The organism is Pelagibius sp. Alg239-R121 (assembly GCF_947331435.1).
Lineage (GTDB): Bacteria > Pseudomonadota > Alphaproteobacteria > Kiloniellales > Kiloniellaceae > Denitrobaculum.
In genome coordinates, this window is the sequence record NZ_CAMZOF010000010.1 from 59,123 (window position 1) to 76,864 (window position 17,742).

18 protein-coding genes are annotated in these 17,742 nt (G+C 57.9%); 9 read left to right on the forward strand and 9 right to left on the reverse strand.

The window, feature by feature from the left end; all coding sequences use genetic code 11:
* The first annotated feature begins 162 nt into the window (after positions 1 to 162).
* Entirely contained in the window at positions 163 to 1,866 is a 1,704-nt protein-coding gene (locus QMZ18_RS28360; protein WP_282609768.1) for an iron ABC transporter permease, read from the forward strand.
* A gap of 40 nt (positions 1,867 to 1,906) precedes the next feature.
* Here the strand turns inward: QMZ18_RS28360 and QMZ18_RS28365 are convergent, their stop codons facing one another.
* From QMZ18_RS28365 to QMZ18_RS28375, 3 genes are all read right to left on the reverse strand, one after another.
* On the reverse strand, positions 1,907 to 2,521 hold the full coding sequence (locus QMZ18_RS28365) for a hypothetical protein (RefSeq protein ID WP_282609769.1): 615 nt from the start codon (positions 2,519 to 2,521) through the stop codon (positions 1,907 to 1,909).
* 201 nt (positions 2,522 to 2,722) lie between these two features.
* Entirely contained in the window at positions 2,723 to 3,751 is a 1,029-nt protein-coding gene (locus QMZ18_RS28370; RefSeq protein WP_282609770.1) for a Fe(3+) ABC transporter substrate-binding protein, read from the reverse strand.
* A gap of 452 nt (positions 3,752 to 4,203) precedes the next feature.
* The gene (locus QMZ18_RS28375; RefSeq protein ID WP_282609771.1) at positions 4,204 to 4,839 is read right to left on the reverse strand and encodes a histidine phosphotransferase family protein; all 636 of its coding nucleotides are present in this window, start codon (positions 4,837 to 4,839) and stop codon (positions 4,204 to 4,206) included.
* A 373-nt stretch (positions 4,840 to 5,212) separates the two neighbouring features.
* Here QMZ18_RS28375 and QMZ18_RS28380 point away from each other — a divergent pair, with 373 nt between their 5' ends.
* From QMZ18_RS28380 to QMZ18_RS28390, 3 genes are all read left to right on the forward strand, one after another.
* A complete protein-coding gene (locus QMZ18_RS28380) occupies positions 5,213 to 5,392 on the forward strand; it encodes a DUF3553 domain-containing protein (RefSeq protein WP_282609772.1) in 180 nt (59 codons plus the stop codon).
* A 232-nt stretch (positions 5,393 to 5,624) separates the two neighbouring features.
* Entirely contained in the window at positions 5,625 to 6,530 is a 906-nt protein-coding gene (locus QMZ18_RS28385; protein WP_282609773.1) for a LysR family transcriptional regulator, read from the forward strand.
* 217 nt (positions 6,531 to 6,747) lie between these two features.
* Positions 6,748 to 7,698 carry a hypothetical protein gene (locus QMZ18_RS28390; protein ID WP_282609774.1) on the forward strand — a complete coding sequence of 317 codons (951 nt, stop codon included), beginning with the start codon at positions 6,748 to 6,750 and terminating at the stop codon, positions 7,696 to 7,698.
* A gap of 21 nt (positions 7,699 to 7,719) precedes the next feature.
* Here the strand turns inward: QMZ18_RS28390 and QMZ18_RS28395 are convergent, their stop codons facing one another.
* The 5 genes from QMZ18_RS28395 to QMZ18_RS28415 all read right to left on the reverse strand — a co-directional run bounded on the left by QMZ18_RS28395 (position 7,720) and on the right by QMZ18_RS28415 (position 11,908).
* On the reverse strand, positions 7,720 to 8,487 hold the full coding sequence (locus tag QMZ18_RS28395) for a class I SAM-dependent methyltransferase (protein WP_282609775.1): 768 nt from the start codon (positions 8,485 to 8,487) through the stop codon (positions 7,720 to 7,722).
* A gap of 98 nt (positions 8,488 to 8,585) precedes the next feature.
* Entirely contained in the window at positions 8,586 to 8,858 is a 273-nt protein-coding gene (locus tag QMZ18_RS28400; RefSeq protein WP_282609776.1) for a hypothetical protein, read from the reverse strand.
* Between the two features lie 20 nt (positions 8,859 to 8,878).
* Positions 8,879 to 9,640: a 2OG-Fe(II) oxygenase gene (locus tag QMZ18_RS28405; RefSeq protein ID WP_322097370.1), complete on the reverse strand. Its 762-nt coding sequence runs from the start codon at positions 9,638 to 9,640 to the stop codon at positions 8,879 to 8,881.
* Positions 9,637 to 10,785 carry a bifunctional DNA-binding transcriptional regulator/O6-methylguanine-DNA methyltransferase Ada gene (ada, locus tag QMZ18_RS28410; protein ID WP_282609777.1) on the reverse strand — a complete coding sequence of 383 codons (1,149 nt, stop codon included), beginning with the start codon at positions 10,783 to 10,785 and terminating at the stop codon, positions 9,637 to 9,639. Before ada ends, QMZ18_RS28405 begins: the two co-directional genes overlap by 4 nt.
* 145 nt (positions 10,786 to 10,930) lie before the next feature.
* A complete protein-coding gene (locus QMZ18_RS28415; RefSeq protein WP_282609778.1) occupies positions 10,931 to 11,908 on the reverse strand; it encodes a DMT family transporter in 978 nt (325 codons plus the stop codon).
* A gap of 175 nt (positions 11,909 to 12,083) precedes the next feature.
* On the opposite strand from QMZ18_RS28415, the gene QMZ18_RS28420 reads away from it, so the two are divergent.
* Positions 12,084 to 13,151 (forward strand): isoaspartyl peptidase/L-asparaginase family protein, encoded by a 1,068-nt coding sequence (locus QMZ18_RS28420; RefSeq protein WP_282609779.1) that lies wholly within the window; start codon positions 12,084 to 12,086, stop codon positions 13,149 to 13,151.
* Positions 13,152 to 13,230: 79 nt separating this feature from the next.
* A complete protein-coding gene (locus tag QMZ18_RS28425) occupies positions 13,231 to 13,968 on the forward strand; it encodes a hypothetical protein (RefSeq protein WP_282609780.1) in 738 nt (245 codons plus the stop codon).
* Positions 13,969 to 13,987: 19 nt separating this feature from the next.
* On the opposite strand, the gene QMZ18_RS28430 is transcribed toward QMZ18_RS28425, so the two are convergent.
* The gene (locus QMZ18_RS28430; protein ID WP_282609781.1) at positions 13,988 to 14,893 is read right to left on the reverse strand and encodes a LysR family transcriptional regulator; all 906 of its coding nucleotides are present in this window, start codon (positions 14,891 to 14,893) and stop codon (positions 13,988 to 13,990) included.
* A 133-nt stretch (positions 14,894 to 15,026) separates the two neighbouring features.
* Between QMZ18_RS28430 and QMZ18_RS28435 the strand changes: the two genes are divergently transcribed.
* From QMZ18_RS28435 to QMZ18_RS28445, 3 genes are read left to right on the forward strand one after another with little or no spacing between them, the layout of a single operon-like run.
* Complete coding sequence (locus QMZ18_RS28435; RefSeq protein ID WP_282609782.1) at positions 15,027 to 16,208, forward strand: cytochrome P450; 1,182 nt, start codon at positions 15,027 to 15,029, stop codon at positions 16,206 to 16,208.
* Positions 16,209 to 16,220: 12 nt separating this feature from the next.
* Positions 16,221 to 16,541, forward strand: a complete 321-nt coding sequence (locus QMZ18_RS28440) for a 2Fe-2S iron-sulfur cluster-binding protein (RefSeq protein WP_282609783.1) — start codon at positions 16,221 to 16,223, stop codon at positions 16,539 to 16,541.
* Positions 16,542 to 16,585: 44 nt separating this feature from the next.
* Positions 16,586 to 17,602 (forward strand): TRAP transporter substrate-binding protein, encoded by a 1,017-nt coding sequence (locus QMZ18_RS28445; RefSeq protein ID WP_282609784.1) that lies wholly within the window; start codon positions 16,586 to 16,588, stop codon positions 17,600 to 17,602.
* The last annotated feature ends 140 nt before the right edge of the window (positions 17,603 to 17,742 follow it).

The following is a 17,742-nucleotide window of genomic DNA, read 5'->3' on the forward strand; positions in this document are numbered from 1 at the left end:
TCCGGACCGAACACTTCCACTTGATCAAAGCTTTGTTTGCGAACGCTTCGCGTTGTCAGCTATAAGCAGTTCTTCTGTTGCAGTGTGGGCTTGATGGCGAATTGTCAATCAAGCCCTGCGGCTTAACATCCCGGGTGAAACCTGGCGCCAGATGAGAACTTCGTGACCGACAGCACACAACGGGACTTTGCAAGCTCTCCCGCGCGCTCAAAACTTGGACAGCTGATTCGCATTTCCCGCGAACAGGGCCCTTTTACCTGGCTCACGCTCGTGATCGCCAGCCTGCTGACCATCCCGGTGATCAGCGTTGTTGCCAGTGTCTTTTCCAGTGGGACCGGCACCTGGCAGCATCTCGTGGAAACGGTTCTCCCCGGCTACGCCCTGAACACCACATTGCTCATTTTCGGGGTCGGTATCTGCGTTCCCGTCATCGGCACGACCACGGCCTGGCTTGTGACGATGTGCAGGTTTCCAGGCTGGCGCGTCTTCGAATGGGCGCTGATTCTGCCGCTCGCGGTCCCAGGCTATGTCATGGCCTACACCTACACCGATTTTCTGCAGCCGAGCGGCGCACTGCAACAATGGATCCGGGACACCTGGGATCTGTCGTTTCGCGAATACTGGTTCCCGGAAGTCAGGTCGCTGGGCGGCGCGGTCACAATGCTCTCGCTGGTGCTTTATCCTTACGTCTATATGTTGGCGCGGGCAGCGTTTCTGGAACAATCGATCTGCGCGCTCGAGGTCAGCCGCACCTTGGGCTGCACGCCCAGAAGCAGTTTCATGCGTGTCGCCCTGCCCCTCGCACGCCCGTCCATCGCCGCAGGAACCGCGCTGGCATTGATGGAAACCCTTGCCGACTTCGGCACCGTATCGTTTTTCGGCGTTCCGACCTTCACCACCGGCATCGTACGCGCCTGGATCGATTTCGGGGACCGGATTGCCGCGGGTCAGCTCTCTTCGGTCTTGCTTGTGTTCGTCTTCGCCATCCTGCTGATCGAACGGGCCAACCGGGGGATTGCGCAGTACCATCACACCACCAACCGTTATCAAAACCTGCCGCGCTATGACCTGACAGGTGCCCGCGGCTTCTTCGCGTTCATGGCGTGCGGCCTGCCTTTGACTCTGGGTTTCCTGCTGCCCTGCGTTCTGCTGGTGCTGATGGCCATCGAAAGCGACATCGGCCTGATCGCCCCGAGGTTCCTGGACCTGGTCTTTAACAGCTTCACCCTTGCCGCGGTGACAGCCATTATCGCCGTCGCTGTGGCCCTTGTGATGGCTTACGCCGTACGCCTGAAACCAACCAGTCTATCCAAAATCGCCGCCCGGATCGCGTCGATGGGCTATGCAGTGCCCGGAACGGTGATCGCGGTCGGAGTCCTTATCCCCTTCGCCCGGCTGGACAACGCCGTCGATGCCTGGATGGAAGCTACCTTCGGAATTTCGACCGGCCTCATTCTGACCGGCAGCATCGCCGCCCTGGTCTTTGCTTATCTCGTGCGTTTCATGGCGATCTCGTTGAATACCGTCGAAGCGAGCCTGGGCAAGATCAGGCCGACAATGGACGACGCCGCCCGTACCCTGGGTCAAAGTGCGTTCGGAACTCTCTGCAGAGTCCACATGCCCTTGATGTGGGGCAGTCTGCTGACCGCAGGACTGGTGGTCTTCGTTGATGTAATGAAGGAGCTGCCGGCGACCCTGGTCATGCGCCCCTTCAATTTCGACACCCTCGCCATTCAGGCCCACAATCTGGCATCGGACGAACGCCTGACCGAAGCCTCAATCCCGTCATTGTCGATCGTGATCGTCAGCATTCCACCGCTCATCCTTCTGACACGCGCCATTGCCAGGTCGCGGCCAGGAAGCTAACGGGTGGCAGCTAACGGGCGAGGACTCCAGACCCAACGGTTTATTGGCGCTGTTCCCGGAGCAGGTCGACAAGAAGGTCGGTCAGTTCGACCACGCGCAGATAGGACTTCTCAAAGGCTTCCTCACTGTTCAAGCCCGTGCGTGACGCCACGCCGAAGGCACTCCGGTCCCACACTGTCACCGGCAAAGCCCCCAATCGATCGAGCATGGCGCGGGTTTCGGTGTCGACTCCGGTGATGTTTTGCGCCGGAATCGAAGTATGGAAGGACAGCTCAACATGCAGGGCGCATTCGACGTCCAGCAGGCCAAAGGCGATATTGCTGACGATCAGAGACGCATCCACGAGCGCATCGGGCCGTTCATCCAGCTGCAGTTTCTCCATCGCCGAGACCGCGTGCGCCCGGATTTCCTTGTCGCGCGCGTCCAGGTCACAGTCAGCCGCATCGTCATCAAGCTTCACTTCAAGATTTCGATAGCCGCGGAGCTCCTTGGCAACGTCATTCGCCTGCGCGACGGAGACAAAGGCCGCGGTCAGAATGAGAGACAGGGCAAGAGCGGCGTAGGTGGAGAGTCCGGACACGCCGGTGCGCAGACAGGTTCTGGCACGAGGGCGGCATGGACTCGCAAACGAAATGGCTTGATGGAAATTCCGCATGATAGCCTCCAAAACTTATAGTAGTTTTTTAATTTATATTGCAATCTGTGATTTTCCTGTGGTTTCTCGAGAACCTTTTGCGCCAAACCTTCCTGGAAAGCTTGGCGGCAGCTGTCACACAAAGAAAAAACCCCGCCGGTCAGGCGGGGTTTTCGCGGAAACCTCTCAGCTTCCATTCAGTCGGTTAAAACAGGCTTGGCGTTACTTCCAACCGGCGCGATCAAAGATCTTCTGCGCAAGCGGCTGATTATCGCCAAAGACGGCGACATTGACCGGATCTGACTTGAAGTCTCCCAGGCCAGCCAGTGCTGAAGTCGGTGCGACTTCCGCAACCACGGGGTACTCGTTGTTGCCGTCCGAGAAGTACTTCTGCGCTTCGTCGCTGGCGAGGTACTCCAGGAACTTGATGGCTGCTTCCCGGTTGGGTGCGTTCTTTAGTACGCCGGCGCCGGACACATTGACGTGGGTTCCGCGGTCACCTTGGTTCGGGAAGACAACGCCAATCTTGTCCGCAAGGCCTTTGTCCTTGTCCTTCGGCTTGGTCAGCAGGCGCACGAAGTAGTAGGAGTTGGCGACGGCGATTTCGCATTCGCCCGAACCGATCCCGCGCAGCTGGTTGGTGTCACCCTTGACCGGATCACGTGCGAAGTTGGCAACGACACCTTTGGCCCAGTCTTCGGCGGCCGCCTCGCCGTGCGCGGCAATCATGGAGCCCAACAAGGACTGATTGTAAACATTGGAGCTCTTGCGAATGCAGACTTTGCCTTGCCACTTGGGGTCGGCCAAATCTTCGTAGGAGGTGATTTCGCCGGCTGAGATCTTGGCTTTATCGTAGTAGATCAAACGTGCGCGGGTCGAAAAACCGAACCAATGGCCGTCCGGGTGCCGCAGGTTTTCCGGCACGCGCTTTTCGAGGGAAGCAGACGAAACGGCCTGAAAAAGCTCTGCCTGGTCGGCACGCCAGAGGCGGGCCACATCGACGGTCAAAAGAATATCAGCCGGGCTGTTGGCACCTTCGCTCTTGATCCGCTCGATCAGGGCATCACCCTTGCCTTCGATACGGTTGACCTTGATGCCGGTTGCCTTGGTAAAGTTCTCATAGAGAGCTTCGTCGGTGGAATAGTGGCGCGAAGAATAGAGGTTGACCTCTTCTGCGCCGGCCGCAGCTGCCGTGACCGCCAGGGCCAATCCGGCCACACCTGCGCCCAAGCTGCGGAAAATCGTTCTCATTACACGGTCTCCTGTGTGTCGATCTGAATCTGCAAAAAATGAATTGCCCCCTTGCCGTCTCTGCAGCGCCACTTCCGTCCTGTCAGCAGCTCTGGTTCCGGCATTGCAAAGAGAAAATGCAAATCACTTGCAATCGCGACTATGATGCAACTGCGAGGCTTTCGCAAGCCAATTTGTACGCTGGAAGGCCGGAGCACGCAGCAGCGTTCCACGGGCCTTGGGCTGGTCCCGCCAGAGGATTTTGAGAAAGAAAAATAAGTAAGCAGCCTCACCCTGGGTCAGGCTGGGATACCTCGGCCGCTTGGGGCCTGTCATTGCATCAGATTTAGCGAGGCGCGACTCACATTATTCGCAGCGTGATTCGAAACCGATGGTCTGCAGTATCTCAGAACCTGCCGCGCCCCGCTCGGAACGGTCAAAGACCGCGCCCCTAAGAGCGTTGAAAACAGCGGTCAGAATTCCACCAGGAAACGGACCCGCCCCGGAATGGATGCTTCGACGGCGAGATCGCTGCCCATCCGGCGGGAAAGGAATCTGGTGAAGTAGCCCTGGACATTCCGTGCGGTCAGGTCCTCGATGGCCACGTCCGGATTAAGAGCAATCTCCGCTTCCGGTCTCAATCCGGCGTTCTCTCCGGCTGCAAGAACCGAAAGGGTCACCCCGTCAGGTCTGGCGATCACATCGACGGTTAGGTGCCCGCCGCGTGGCAAAGCCTCTGCAGCCAGGGCAATCATGTTCAGGATAAGCTTGCCGAGATCTTCCGGTCCCTCTTCGGGCGCTGGGCTGTCCGGCCAATCCAACTCGGCCTTGGAATGAGTTACAAAGCCCGTTGCCAGGCTTCGCAGAGTACCGAAATCAGAACCGATCCGGCTGCCGGCCACACCATAGGCCAGACGGTAGAACTGCAAAGCATTCGCGGCCTGCTGGGCACTGGCATTGGCCAGCTTCATGGCGTCTTCCGCCATGTCGAAGGTGTCGTCTTCCAACAGCTCCAGTCCGTTTCCAACGGCCCCGATCGGTCCCACCAGATCATGACAGAGCCGGGAGGAAAGAAGCTCAACCACCCGGAAATCGATATGCGACGTCATAAGTACGCTTCCACTCTATATTTTTCTTCGATCAACGCCGAATGCACCTCGAACATCTTTATTGCAGCAACGGCCCAGCTTACCGTCTTTGCCACACCCCAAGTCGGACCGCGCCACAGGAAGCTTCCTCCCGCGCGACGCCCTTGACCGGATAGCCCCTCAAAAGGGACGAATCGCCCTTCGGGCTTTCCCCTCACTCACGCTCCTTATACACTAAGTTCCTGATTGAAAACCCTTGGATTTTTTGACTCTTGAGACTGATCGTTGCCCATTGAATCATAGAAAAACGTGAATCAGCCTCCAGTTAAATAGGATAGAGAGCGATTCACGCTCTTGATTGAGATAATCAAGAAGAGCCGCACTCTAAATATCGATGAGATACGATTTAGTACCCGGCGTTTACGTCCTGCATCCCGACCAGCCGGACTGGGGAGTGGGACAGGTACAATCCGCGATCGGGTCTCGCGTAACCGTCAACTTCGAAAACGCCGGCAAAGTGTTGATAAACACAGAAAAAATCGAACTCACCTTGTACGAAGAACAGAAACACTGATGACGGTGATCGAGTATCAATCGAAAGGGAAGCCCCTTACCCGAAACTCTGGATTGGCCTGTTCCAACGGTTTTGCAGTCCAAAACCAGTCTCCGGCACGCCGAAAATTGATGCCCGCTTTCCGCAAAACGCATTTACTGATTGGGCCAACGGTGCCTCTATGCAAAACGCGACGGGCGTTTTCACGCTGGCGTTTAATTGAAGACCCAATGAGTTGTCGGTGGAGACAGCGGTGAATATCAGACAACTTCAGTTTCTTGTTGCTCTCTCCCAGGAGCAGCACTTCGCGCGGGCCGCTGCGCGCTGTAACATCTCTCAACCCACATTATCATCGCGTATTCGGCAGTTGGAGGAAGAACTCGGCGTGCCGATCGTCGAGCGCGACAAGCGTTACATCGGCTTGACCCCGGAGGGCACAAGGGTTCTGGACTGGGCCAAGCGTATTCTGGCCGACTGCGATTCCTTGGAACAGGAATTGAGCGAACTCAAGGGCAGTCTTACCGGAAGCTTGACCATGGGCGTGATCCCTTCGGCATTGCCCGCGGTCTCACTTTTGACGTCTCCCTTTTGCGCAGCTCATCCAGGGGTCAGGATCACGGTTCAGTCACGTACCTCTGTAGAGATCGAACGCCAGCTCCATAACTTCGAAATCGAAATCGGTATGACCTACGTGGACAACGAGCCTCTGAGCCACGTCAAAACCCTGCCGCTCTATCAGGAACACTACGTCCTGATAACCTCGGCACAGGGTCCGCTTACAGGACAGGATTCTGTCAGTTGGCAGAAAGTCGCTGAAATTCCGCTGTGTTTGCTGACGCCGGATATGCAAAACCGCCGCATCGTCGATGAAGCCTTCCGGCAGGCTGGCTGTGAGGTAACGCCTCAAGTGGAAGCGAATTCATTAACGGCCCTCTATTCGCATGTCCGTTTCGGGCATTGGTCCTGTGTGCTACCACAGACCTACGGCACCATGGTCGGCCTGGGTGACGACCTGAAGGCGATACCCATCACCGCTCCCGCCATGTCCCATTCGGTTGGTCTGATCGCCTCCGACCGCGATCCACCCTCCCCTTTGGCAAACGCCATGATGATCGCAGCGGCAAAACTGGATCTGACGAAACTACTCAATGAGCTTTGAACCGGCCCCTGACGTGTAATCCTCAATTCCGGCAACAGCCCGCGGTTCCTTTATAAGTCGGGGTTGGCCCGAATCGCCGCGTCATGCCACTTTCAGCGTCGGTAGAGGGGGCATCAGTCGAGAAGCTGGACCACCTCGAAGGCATTGAAGGTGAGACAGAATCACGCTTGCCACTGGTTCGATGACAAGCGGTCAGGCTTTTGGGGGGGGCATCTGCATGAATTTTCCGTGGAGAATATTCGTTACGGTCATTCCGTTGATCATGGCGATGATCGCGCTTCAGTTCTTCGTTCCTGACAACGATCTTCGCGCGGCGATGCCCAGCGACTGGTGGAAATCTCATTTGAAACCAGAGGGCTATAGCGGTGGCTTCATCGGGTATGCCACCGCCTCCAGCGTACACATCTTGATGTGCATCACCGTTATCGCCTTTAACCTCTATCACATCTGGGCCTGCACGGCCGCCACACGGCGCAATCTCATCACAATCGCGGTGCTCTATACTCTTTTGCTTTCTGTTCTCCTGCTCGTGACGAAAAATCCCGATCTTGCGGTCTACAAGATCACCTTCTTGAACATCAAGGAACTGTATGAAGGTACGCGGCTGTTCGGCGTGCTCCAGGACTCGCTGGGGTTTCACGTCATGCTGCCGACCCTGTTCGGCATCGCCGCCACGATTTTCGCGGCCACTGGGGCCGAGAGTCTGTTCGCTGACTTCGATAAGGAGGCGTCGAAACTCAACCAGCTGGAACTGAAAGCGAAGATCGCCATATTGAAGCGCGGGTTTCAATCTCTCAGCGTCGTTCTGGTATCGACGATCATTGCCGCGGCCATCGCCTTTCACCTTCCGGCACGTCTCTATCAGGGTGAAGGCGAGAAGCTCATCAACGCCTATGCCGACGAGTTGACGATCTTCTGGGGGGCGATCTTTACGCTCACGCTCATCGCCACCTACGCGCCGCACCTCTTTCGGTTGCGGTCACTCAGCAAGGCTTACGCGAAGCAGCTGCGAAAGAGCCAGCCGGATAGCTCTCTCCCCGACTGGCTGAGCGACACCGCCTTGTTTGGAAATTTACAGACTCATCTCGGCGCCATCTTCACGTTGCTTGCCCCCTTGATCACCGGATCAATCGGCAGCGTGATTCAGTCACTTTCGGCTGTGTCGTAACATCAGTGGCGATATGGCTTCCTATATTTTTGAGGCCTCGACAAAAAGCACCAGCGGCGCATGTTCGCGCCAACGAGCTAACCACGGGTGGTCTTGAGCCGCCGCCTCGCTTGGCCTCGGCTCATCCAGTGCCGTGATACGGAACCCGGCATCGCTGACAGCATTGATGTAGGTGGATAAAGTGCGCGGAAACCTTGGCACCTTAAACTGCTCAACCCGTTCGCCGTCAGGCCGTTTGCTGAAATGCCAACGCTCGACAAAGGGTTCTTCATCAAAGTAACGGCCGGCACGGTAACCCTCGTAAACGCCATCCTCGGACTGCAGCCATTTAAAAACTGGTGTCATGATGCAAGGGTGCAAAATGCTGAAGCACAGTGTCCCGCCAGGCACAAGCACACGATAGGCTGCTCGCATTGCGGCGGCAAAATCAGGTCCGTCCATCAGCGCCATTGTCGAAAGGGCGCAGTCGAAACTTCCGTCCGCAAACATCGATAAGTCAGAGAAGGACTGAATCTCGTAACGAATGCCGAGAGGATCACGCTCTTCTTCAACTCGTGCCAGAGAGATCATGAGCGCGGAAAGATCTACTCCTGTAACCTGTGCACCGAGGTTGGCAAAGCGGCGTGTGTTCGACCCTTCACCACAGCCAAGATCTATAACTCGGCGACCATGGATCGAAGGCATAAATTCCAAATATGCAGGAAGAGTATAGTACGCACGATACTTATCGTAACCGGCACGCACGTCCTTGGACCAGCGGCTTGCGTTGCCGTTCCAGGCTTCAACCACGTCAAGCTCATCGGAAGGTGTGCTCGTCATGGAAGCAACATTCCGTGGTCGCACCACTTTGTCAATACAACCAAGGCCGCCGGCGCTTCGCTCGTCAATCAGCGATGCCGCGCGTCCGAATCACATTCTATCGGTCGCTTTTTTGCACTACGCGCCTCAGGCGCGACCTTGCAATCATTGACGCGCTGTTCGTCGGTGGCTTTGCCGGCCAAGCGTTCCTTGCCTGTGCGAACCACGTCAGAAGCTTTCTGCACTTCGGGAGGATTAGGCGGCGGGCCTGCCGCAAGGGCATCACCGTTGGTTGAAAAAATTAAAAAGCCAGATAGAGACACGGCTATCAGGCGAGATTTACCCGCGATTTTCAGACTCATTGTTCAGGTCTCCTCTTACACTAAGCCGCGTCATGAAAGATCACACCCAGCGTGTGCCGGCTTCCGCGTCGGATACGGCTGACGCCGTGCCGCATCTTGACCCGATAGAAACCGCGCGTGCCCGCGAACGGCCGCTCGTTCACGGAAAAGATCACGGCATCACCGCGCCGCAGCGGCACCACCTCGGCGCGGGACTGCATGCGGGGCCGCTGCTCGGTCAGAACAAATTCCCCGCCTTCGAAATCCACACCAGGCTCACTCAGCAATAGAGCCAGCTGCATGGGAAAGACAGTTGCGCCATAGAGATCCTGATGCAGGCAGTTATAGTCACCTTCCCCGTAGCGCAGGATCAACGGCGTCGGCCGGACTTGCCCCTGTGCGTGACAGTCGGAGAGAAACCTTTCCAGCTTATGCGGAAAACGCTGTTCCTGCTTCATCTGCTCGGCCCAACGATTGGCCAGAGGGACCAGATAAGGATAGGCCGTAGCCCGTAAGCGGACGATCAACTCCGGCAGCGGATAGGAAAAGTAACGATACTCTCCGAGGCCAAAATTGTGACGCTTCATAATGACCCGGCTTCGATAAAGTTCCTCCCGATCATAATCTTCGATCAACCGGTCGCATTCTTCCGCATTCAGGAGAGGGCCAGTCAGCGCATAACCGCGGGTATCGAGGTCGCCGTGAAGGCTGTCCCAGTCGAGACCCGCCAGGCGGGCCTCGACCGATCCGAGATCTTCTCGGGTTTTTCCGACCCCGCCTGACGACAGCAGAAGGCTGCTCACGCTGCGCGCTCCCGGGTAAGAAGATTTTCTTTGCGATCAACTCCCCAGCGATACCCGCCCAAGCCGCCGTCGCTGCGCACAACGCGGTGACAGGGGATAGCCACGGCGACCGGGTTGGCACCACAGGCCCGGGCGACGGCACGAACTGACTTCGGCTTTCCGATCGCGTCTGCAACCTCGGCATAAGAGGCCGTCTTACCCGGCGGAATACTGCGCAGCGCCTGCCAGACCTGCTCCTGGAACGCCGTTCCTGCAATATCGAGAGGCAGCTCGAATTGCGCTTGTGGCGCTTTCAAAAAGGCGAGCGTTCCCTCAATCCAGATTTGAAAATCAGACTCTGTCTCGGCCAGCTCGAACGAGGCTTCGGGGAAACGCGCGTGTAGATCATATTTGAGGGTACCCCGGTCCTCGCCGAAAAGAATCGCGCAGATTCCCCGTTCGGTGGCTGCAACGAGCACTGGACCAAGACAGCTTTGTGCGGTTCCGTATCTGATGGACATTCCTCTTCCTCCCTTCTTGAAGCTAGATGCCGTCATACCTAGTCGCGCATCTGCCTGTTCGTAGAAGCGACTGTTGCCGCCGTACCCGGCGTCGTAGATCGCTTCAGTTATGCTGGTTCCGGAGTCCAGAGCCTGCTTCATGCGGCCTGCCCGATGAGCCGCAGCATATTGTTTCGGCGTGATTCCGACAGTCGCCTTGAACAAGCGGTGAAAGTGGTGCGGGCTGAGCCCGGCATCTGCGGCCAGTTCCGACAGGCTTGGTGGAACCTCGGACGTTGAGAGCGCAGTGCAGGCGACGGCGACGAGGTTGCGGTGCCGCTCGGCCCTCGGCGGCAGTTCGGGGCGACAGCGCTTGCACGGCCGGAAGCCTGCCTTTTCCGCGGCTTCCCGATAATCGTAGAAGGCCACATTCTCCCGGCGGGGCTGCCGGGCAGCGCAGGATGGCCGGCAATAGACTCCCGTGGTCGCGACCGAGAACCAGAACCGGCCTTCTGCCGCTTCATCACGCCGCAGGACGGCAGTCCAGCGGGCCTCTTCACTCGCGAAGTCTTCTATGGCAGAAACTGCCCCAGCGGCCGATGTCCCGGCGACCGGTGCTCCGGCCACAGGTGAATTGGAAGCAACTGCGGGTTCAATCATACTCATGGTTTCGGTCCTCACTCTGCTGACATCTGGCTCAAAGGAGCCGTAACGCTTGATCAGAGAATGAGGCTTACAGGCACGGGAATCACTCCGATGCTTGCGGTCAAATTGAAAAAATCACCGAAAACCTGTCAGGACATGCGACCCGTCAATGCTGTGGATGATCCGCCGCGCGCGGCCGCATCAAAGGACCGGCATCGGGCCGGGCATTGCGGTTACTCGAAACCGGTGCAGTATCGGAAACCTCGGCTTTACTCTCGCGCCAGACCACGAACAAGCCGCTGCTGATGATGATCGAGGTCCCGACCGCGACCCAGATATCGGGTACATCGCCGAAAAGGAAGAACCCGAAGGGAACCGCCCAGAGAATCTGCGAGTACTGGAAGGGCGCCACCAAGGCGACCGGGGCAGCGCGAAATGCGCCGATCACACAAAGCTGCGCCAGGGTGCTGAGCAGCCCGACCGACGCCATCAGCCCAAAGTCGGTCAGCGGCATGGGTACATAGACCCAGGGCAATGCGAGAGCCATGACCAGAATATTGGCCAACATGGGGTAAAGAATCAGAACAGCGCTCCGCTCTTCCGATCCAATACGCCGGACGATAACGCCCGAGAAGGCGCTTCCGGTCGCCGCCATCAGAGCGGCGGCATGTCCGTAATTAAGTTCCGTATAGCCGGGACGGAGGATGACCAAGACACCGACCAGACCGGCAAAAACCGCAATCCAGCGGCGAAGACGGACCGTTTCCCCCAACAGAGGTACAGAAAGAGCCGTGATCAGCAGAGGCGTCGCAAAGAGCAGAGCGTAGGTTTCGGCCAGGGGCAGGACCGAGAACGCATAGAACGCACAGACCATGGAAAGCATCATGGTACAGGTGCGCGCCAGGACCAGCCAGGGATGATGCGGCCTGAGATTAGCCTCGGCCCGGTCCACCAACAGCATTACCATCACTGGCACGAAGGCGAATAGCACAGAGAAAAAGATAATCTGGAACACTGCATAGTTGGCGCCCAGAGATTTGATTACGGCGTCGTGGGTCGCGAAGATTCCGTAGGCCAGCATGGCCATACCGGCTCCACGGCCACTCGCAGGCTTTTTCGCCCCTAGCTCAGGCATGGCGGTCATATTCAATTCGTTGTTGGGTTTTGGCGTTCGAGATGGAACGCAGAGCAGTTTATGGCAGTTGTATCGTGACGGACAGAATTGTTTGCAACAGACGTTGCTTTTTTTCCCGCCGCATTGAAAGTTGAGTGGTTTCAACGCGGAACAGAAAACACCAAACTCTTATAGGAACCATTGCATGAAGCTTTCAGCTATCGGTCTTTTTATCTGCCCGCTGTTGCTGACGTCCTGTGGCGGCGTGGCCGCAGAAACCAACCTTCGCTGCGCCAGTGGTAAGACGGATTTTGTTCTCCTTGCACACGGCGGCTCGCTCTCGCGGCCCTTCCACTCGAAGGCGGATCGCCGGATGGAAAGCCTGAAAGTCATCCTCCAGAGCGGCCAGGAAGCAATTGCGGGCGGCGCTTCGGCCATCGACACGGTGACCCTGGTCGTCTCGCAGATGGAAGACAGCGGAATCTTTAATGCCGGGCGCGGTGCGATACCCAATCAGGCAGGTAAGTTGGAACTTGACGCCTCGATCATGGACGGCCCGAGTCAAAAAGCCGGCGCCGTCGCCTCTGTCCACGGTATCAAGAACCCTATCCTGGGCGCTCGTTTCGTCATGGAGCAAACCAAAAACGTCCTCTTCGTCGGGCCTTCAGCGGAGCGCCTGTTAAAGGATGCGGGCCTGGAACAAGCCGAACTTCAACATCCGGAGAAAGGGGAGCGCAGAGGCGATACGGCCACGGGCGTTACAGCCACGGGCGTTCCAGCCTCGGTCGAAACCGCTCCCCCCGAAACCGACACTGCCGAAATCGTCTCGGCCGCAATCGTCTCCGCCGCAATCGACCCCAACACTGCACCTTATGGGACCGTTGGTGCCGTCGCGCTTGATCGTTGCGGTCATCTCGCGGCGGCGACCTCGACCGGTGGCTTCGGCAGCAAGAGACCCGGCCGGGTTGGAGATTCGCCGATCATTGGCGCCGGCACCTACGCGAACGAAACCGTGGCCGTATCGGCGACCGGTCACGGCGAGTACTTTATCCGTTATGCCGTCGCACACGATATCTATGCCCGTATGTCCTATGGCGGCCAAAGCCTCGAAACCGCCGCGGCAGAAGCCCTGTCGGATCTCGCGGAAAAGGGAGGCAAAGGCGGCGTGATTGCGCTTGACGCCCAAGGGAACTACTCCATGCCCTTTTCGGCCGCAGGTATGGTGCGTGGCGCCGTCGGCGCAAGGATCGCACTCGACGTCCGGAGCTATTGATACGCGTTGGACACTTGCGTTCGACGTGGCATGTGTTTAGAGGAAACCCATCTTCACCAACTGATAGTGCTGCTGCAACATGACGGCCACCACCGTAACGCCTGACGCCTCCGCCGATCTGAGCAAAACCTACTCGCTCGTAATCCCGGTCTTGCTGGCAATCGTTCCCTTCGCGACCCTGCCGATCGGCGCAGACTACTCCTTTTATCGGAGCTGGATGATCACTGAGGCGGGGGCCATCGAGCACGCGACTGTACTGTTCAGCGTGATTGGCTTCGTGATCGCCCTGCTTGTTGTCGTCAACCGTCAGCACTGTCCACGGTCCTGGATGATGGCACTGATGCTGTTCTTCGCGGTCGGCTTCTTCTATATCGCCGGCGAGGAAGCCAGTTGGGGACAACACCTGTTCCTCTGGGATACGCCGGGCTGGATGGCTGAAGCCAACCGGCAGAACGAGACCAACCTGCACAATCTTCATCTGTCACTCGATCGTATTCCCAAGACGATCATCGGTATCGGAATTGTGTTGTCCGGTCTCGCCTGGCCGATCTACAGCCGCGTGCGGAAGGTGGAGATCACCAACACGGAAGGCGATTGGTACTGGCTTTGGCCAACCGCCGTCGTGCGGGTCACGGCCCTGCTTTTCCTGATCATCTGGCTGCTGGACCGATTGATGGTCCAGACAAATCTGCTGAGCGGTGAAGGCTACAGCATTGGTTTCCAGGAACATCGCGAAGTGATGATGGTCTATTTCCTGCTGCTCTACGTCGCCTCTATCTACGTACGGGTAAAGGCCCGCAAATCAGCTTCCCTCTGACCCGCGTCACCCGGTCCGCTTAACCTCCCTGGCGTCCGATCGAGTCGACAATCAACCGGCGGATCCATTTGTTCATTGCGGAGTGATGTGAGCGCGCTGTCCAGTAGAGGTCGATGCCCAACTCCACATCGACCGGACAAGGCCGGACCGCTATCTCGTCGCTAAAGCTGTCGGCGATGCGTTTCGGTACGGTGGAAATCAGATCCGTCCCCTGTATCATCCCTTCCAGCTCCCCCAGACTGGGCAGATCCAGCGCTGCTTTGAGATGGACGCCGCGCGCCTCCAGCGCATCGAGATACAAGGGACGCCAGCCGCCATCATAGGTCACCACGATATGGTCTGACCGTTCGTAAGCCTCCAGGTCCAGCACTTTGCCGGCGAGCGGATTGGCGCGATCCATGATGCAGACATAGTGGTCGTTGTAGATTCGCCGGCGAAAGACTTCCGAACCCGCGACCTGCATCGGGCTGAGCAGCAGATCGCAGTCGCCATTCTTGAGCAGAACGTCACCCTTTACCGAAGACTGGATCACCCGCAGCTGCAGATTGGGGGCCAGCTTCCGGAGTGCCCGGACAAATCCCGGCAGGATAACCGCGCGCTCATAATAGTTGCAGGACAGAACCAGCGTGCCGGCGGCACTGGATGGATCAAAACTCTTCGGGGCCGCCAGGGCTTCGAACTCGTCCAGCATCCGTCCGGCCTGGTCGACGATCTCCAGGCAGCGGTCCGTGGCCGCGACCCCCTTGCCCTGGCGCACGAAAAGCGGATCGTCGAAGGCGCGCCGCAGACGGTCGATCGTGTAGCTGATGGTTGACTGGTTGTGACCAAGTTTGTCAGCGGCGGCTGAGAACGAGCCCAGGTCGTATACCAGACGCAGTGTTCTGAGCGCGTTGAAATCGATGGCCAGGTGTTCGGGTTTGTCCATTCTCTGAATGATATATCAGTTTTTTAGATAGTTACTATTGAAATCATCGGATTGATCGATGTTCTTAAATCGCGCAATAATTAACATGATAAGCAATTAGCTCTCTGCACGGCCCTATCCGGAGGCACTGGCCATGGCGAACCCTGTTCCCGTCATCGACGATATCTCGCTGGAAAGCCTTTATGCCGACCCCTACCCCAGCTTCCAGAGGCTGCAAAGGGACGCGCCGGTGGCTTTTGTGCGCGCGGCAGGGATCAATTTGGTCACCCGTTTTGACGATATCGTGCAGATTGAGCGCGATTTCGAAACTTTTGCCTCGTCAAATCCCGTTTCGCTCATGAATCGGGTCATGGGGCATTCCTTAATGCGCAAAGACGGCGAAGACCACCGCCTCGAACGCAAGGCCATCGAGCCGTCTTTTCGCCCGGGTGTGGTCAGGAACCACTGGGCGCCCCGCTTTCGAGTCATCGCAGATGATCTGATCGATCAGTTCGATGACCATGGCGCCACCGACCTCTTCGGCAGCTTCGCCGCGCCCATGGCATCACTTTCACTGATGGAAATGCTGGGCCTGCGGGACGTCTCATGGCAGGAGCTGGCCATCTGGTCGCAGTCCCTGATGGACGCCGTGGGCAACTATGGACAGGATCCTGAGGTCATTCGTAGAGGGCAGGTCGCGTCCGATGGGATCGACGCCGCGATCGAAGTTGTCCTGCCGAAGCTGGAGGCCAGTCCCGATCCCTCGATCATTTCCTCGATGCTGCAAGCCGAGGATAAGCATTCGATCGCGCAGATCAGGGCCAATGTGAAGGTCATCATCGGCGGTGGTTTAAACGAACCGCGCGATACCATACTGACAACGGCCTATGGCCTGCTCTCAAACCCTGACCAGCGTGCCTGCGTAATGGAGGACGCTAACCTCTGGAGTGCCGCCTTCGAAGAGGCCGTGCGCTGGATCTCGCCCATCGGCATGTATCCGCGCCGGGTCACGCGCGACGTGGTTTTGGGCGGGATGCAACTCCGGGAGGGCGATCAGCTCGGCATCTGCGTTGGGGCGGCAAATCGCGACGAGAGTCACTTCGATCGACCCGACCTCTTCGACATCCTCCGGCCTAAGCAGTCGCATTTGGGTTTCGGTGCCGGGCCGCACTACTGCGCAGGCACTTGGGTCGCCCGGCAGATGGTAGGCGCCATCGCCCTGCCCGCGCTGTTCGGACGCTTGAAGGACCTGCGCCTGGACGAGGCGGCTGAGGTCAAACTCGGCGGCTGGGTATTTCGTGGGCCGCTCTCGCTTCCCGTCCGCTGGAGCATCTGAGGAGGTCCGCGCATGCCCAAGATCATATTCGTTCAGCCCTGTGGAACACGCCGCGAGGTCGAGGCAACCCAGGGAAATTCGATCATGGAAGCCGCGCTTAAACATGGTGTCACGGGCATCACCGCCGAGTGTAACGGCTCGGCCGCCTGTGCAACCTGCCACGCCTACTTCGAAGACGACCGCTTGTCACAGCTCGGTGCCATTGAGGCGCATGAGGAAGACATGCTGGACTTCACCGCTTCGGAACGGCTGCCCGTCAGCCGTCTGAGCTGTCAGGTCACGGTCACCGATGCAATGGACGGGATGATCGTGCGCCTACCGGAATCCCAATAGAACATTCGCTCGCCAACAATAAGAAAACGTTACGGGAGAGAACCATGAAATCCATGTTGAGATTAAGCCTTGCCGCGGCAATCGGCCTTTGCACGGCTCTGCCCGTGCAGGCCGCCGACCACAAGCTGATCATCTCCAGCTGGGCACCGCCCAGTCACGGACTGAATGCCATTATGTGGCCGCGCTTGATCAAGATGATCGAAGACGCAACCGATGGCCGGGTGACGGCCGAACTCAAGCTCGGTATCGCCCCGCCGCCGGCGCAAATGGATCTGGTTATGGACGGTGCCGCCGATCTGTCGGTCATCTTTCACGGTTATCAGGCCGGCCGCTTCACGGGTACAAAGTTGATCGAACTTCCAGGCTATGAAGGCAATGCAGAAGCTGCCTCCGTCGCTTACTGGCGCACACACGAAAAATACCTGGCTGCTCTCAACGAACACCGAGGCGTCAAACTCATCGCATTGCACACCCATGGTCCTGCGCAACTCCACAGCCGCGAGCCCGTCAAGTCGCTCGAATCGATTTCCGGCCTCAAGGTTCGTATTCCCGGCGGTGTCGGCGGCGACGTCGGCAAGGCCCTTGGTGCAACCGGGATTCAAGTGCCGGCGCCAAAAGTATACGAGACACTGGCCTCCCGCGCGGCCGATGGCGTCGTCATGCCGTTCGAATCTCGCAAGGGCTTCAAGCTAACCGAAGTCGCACAGAATGTATTTGAACTACCTGGTGGGCTTTATCGCGGTTCCTTCGCCTTCATCATGAACGAAGAAAGCTTCGAGGGATTACCCGAGGATCTGCAGACTCGACTGAAAGATCGAGTGTTCGGAGAGCCGGCCAGCCGCATGGCCGGTGCCGTCTGGGACGAGATCGACCGTGCGGGTCGCGAAGCGACGGTCTCGACAGCAGACAACAGCATCAATCCCGCCTCTCCCGGCGACATCCAAGCCTTCAAGAAGATCCAGGCTGATGTGATTGCCAGGGTACTGGCAGAGCTTAAAGAAAAGGGCGTCAAAGCCGACGCGGCCTACGCCATGGTGAAGGCTGAGCTGACAACAAATTGAGTCCTCTGAAAGAAGTGTCGCGTCCGAGTGAGGGGCGCGGCGCTCTTTTGTAAATCCGCGACAAACACCTTCAAGGCAGCATTGACCACGGCGAAATATACGATTATTCGGTTTAGCAGCTTTCTTTTTCGGATAACCTG

Coding starts and splice junctions, on each gene's coding strand:
- QMZ18_RS28365 (WP_282609769.1), bottom strand. CDS start 2,521: ATGCGGAATTTCCATCAAGCCATTTCGTTTGCGAGTCCATGCCGCCCT.
- QMZ18_RS28370 (WP_282609770.1), bottom strand. CDS start 3,751: ATGAGAACGATTTTCCGCAGCTTGGGCGCAGGTGTGGCCGGATTGGCC.
- QMZ18_RS28375 (WP_282609771.1), bottom strand. CDS start 4,839: ATGACGTCGCATATCGATTTCCGGGTGGTTGAGCTTCTTTCCTCCCGG.
- QMZ18_RS28380 (WP_282609772.1), top strand. CDS start 5,213: ATGAGATACGATTTAGTACCCGGCGTTTACGTCCTGCATCCCGACCAG.
- QMZ18_RS28390 (WP_282609774.1), top strand. CDS start 6,748: ATGAATTTTCCGTGGAGAATATTCGTTACGGTCATTCCGTTGATCATG.
- QMZ18_RS28400 (WP_282609776.1), bottom strand. CDS start 8,858: ATGAGTCTGAAAATCGCGGGTAAATCTCGCCTGATAGCCGTGTCTCTA.
- ada (WP_282609777.1), bottom strand. CDS start 10,785: ATGAGTATGATTGAACCCGCAGTTGCTTCCAATTCACCTGTGGCCGGA.
- QMZ18_RS28415 (WP_282609778.1), bottom strand. CDS start 11,908: ATGACCGCCATGCCTGAGCTAGGGGCGAAAAAGCCTGCGAGTGGCCGT.
- QMZ18_RS28420 (WP_282609779.1), top strand. CDS start 12,084: ATGAAGCTTTCAGCTATCGGTCTTTTTATCTGCCCGCTGTTGCTGACG.
- QMZ18_RS28425 (WP_282609780.1), top strand. CDS start 13,231: ATGACGGCCACCACCGTAACGCCTGACGCCTCCGCCGATCTGAGCAAA.
- QMZ18_RS28430 (WP_282609781.1), bottom strand. CDS start 14,893: ATGGACAAACCCGAACACCTGGCCATCGATTTCAACGCGCTCAGAACA.
- QMZ18_RS28435 (WP_282609782.1), top strand. CDS start 15,027: ATGGCGAACCCTGTTCCCGTCATCGACGATATCTCGCTGGAAAGCCTT.
- QMZ18_RS28440 (WP_282609783.1), top strand. CDS start 16,221: ATGCCCAAGATCATATTCGTTCAGCCCTGTGGAACACGCCGCGAGGTC.
- QMZ18_RS28445 (WP_282609784.1), top strand. CDS start 16,586: ATGAAATCCATGTTGAGATTAAGCCTTGCCGCGGCAATCGGCCTTTGC.